The 1499-nt window shown below is 68.1% G+C and carries 1 protein-coding gene; it reads left to right on the top strand.

Annotated features, from left to right (window positions below; all coding sequences use genetic code 11):
• Window positions 1-260: 260 nt before the first annotated feature.
• Window positions 261-1478 carry an IS110 family RNA-guided transposase gene (locus E0H73_RS45645; RefSeq protein WP_131367573.1) on the top strand — a complete coding sequence of 406 codons (1218 nt, stop codon included), beginning with the start codon at window positions 261-263 and terminating at the stop codon, window positions 1476-1478.
• Window positions 1479-1499 lie beyond the last annotated feature (21 nt).

Raw genomic sequence — 1499 nt, 5'->3', positions numbered from 1 at the left:
GCTCACTGGTGCACCATCCCCTCAGTAGTAGCCAGTTCGGGGAGTGTGTGGTGAGGCTTCTTGTTGAACCGCTGGCCGGTGGCTGACCGCCGAGGGCGCTTGTCTTGTGAAGACCACGATGAGATCTGCGGCAGCCGCCGGGCCGGGAAGCTGACACCGGCGCTAGGGATACGCGGGTTGGACCGCCACGCAGTGAGCATCCGGGCCGGCTTCCCGACACCGACGGTGCGATATCCATCATCACTGGAAGGAGCGGGCAGATGTCCACTCGAGACGACCGGAAGTTGTTCGCGGGCATCGACTGGGCGAGTAAGACTCACATGATCTGCGTGGTCGACCAGGATGGCACGATCCACGGGCGCTTCGAGATCACGAACACCAGCAAGACCTTCACCGGTCTGGTTAAGCGGCTGACCAAGCTCAGGGTCGGCGGCGTGGCGATCGAACGGTGCGATGGCCCGTTGGTCGAGGCGCTCCTGGACGCCGGCCACCAGGTCTTCGTGATCACGCCCCGTCAGGTCAAGGGCCTGCGCAGCCGCTACCGCGGCTCGGGAGCCAAGTCCGACGCCGGGGACGCCTACCTCTTGGCCGACGTGCTGCGCACCGACGGCCATCGGCTCACGCCGTTGACCCAGGACAGTGACGCCACCCAGGTGTTGCGGTCGCTGTCGCGGACCCGCAAGCAGCTGGTCGAGGCTCGCGTCGGGCTGGTCAACCAGCTGCGTGCCGAGCTGGAACACTGTTTCCCCGGTGCGATCGGCCTGTTCGCCCGCCTGGACAGTGACGTCGCGATCGCGTTCCTGCGCCGCTACCCGACCCAGCACACTGCGGCCCGGCTCACCCAGGCCCGGTTCGCCGCGTTCCTGCGCCGTATCGCCTACTGCGGACGCAAGCCGGTCGAGGAACTGTTCACCCGCGTCCACGACGCACCTGTCGCCGGCCTGTCGGCCGAGGAAGCCGACGGCCACACCGCCTGCGTCCACGCCCTGCTCCGCGCCGTCGAAGCGGTCCGCACCCAGGAACGAGAGCTCGAAGCTGAGATCATCGAACGCCTCGACGCCCACGCCGACGCCCACATCTTCACCAGCCTGCCCAAAGCCGGTCACGGCGTGCGTGCCGCAGCCCTGCTGGCCGAGATCGGCGACGACCGCGCCCGGTTCCCCGACGAGGAGGCCCTGGCCGCATTGGCCGGCGTCGCACCCGTCACCCGTGCCAGCGGCAAGTACCGCGGCATCGGATTCCGCTGGGCCGCCGACAAGAAACTCCGCAACGCCCTCATCGACTTCGCCGACGACTCCCGCCACGCCAGCCCCTGGGCCGCCAAGGTCTACAACGACGCCATCGCCCGCGGCAAACGCCACCCCCACGCCGTCCGCATCCTGGCCCGCGCCTGGGTCCGCGTCATCTGGCGCTGCTGGCAAAACCACACCACCTACAACCCCCAGCTCCACGGAGGCGCCATGCAAATCGCGCCCTGAGGTTGACCTAGGGAATCTCAT

This window comes from Kribbella pittospori (assembly GCF_004331465.1).
GTDB lineage: Bacteria > Actinomycetota > Actinomycetes > Propionibacteriales > Kribbellaceae > Kribbella > Kribbella pittospori.
The sequence above is the reverse complement of the archived record's forward strand: the minus strand, read 5'-3'. Positions and strand labels throughout refer to the sequence as shown.

Excerpts from the sequence above, each read along its gene's own strand:
- E0H73_RS45645 (WP_131367573.1), top strand. The coding sequence starts at position 261 with ATGTCCACTCGAGACGACCGGAAGTTGTTCGCGGGCATCGACTGGGCG.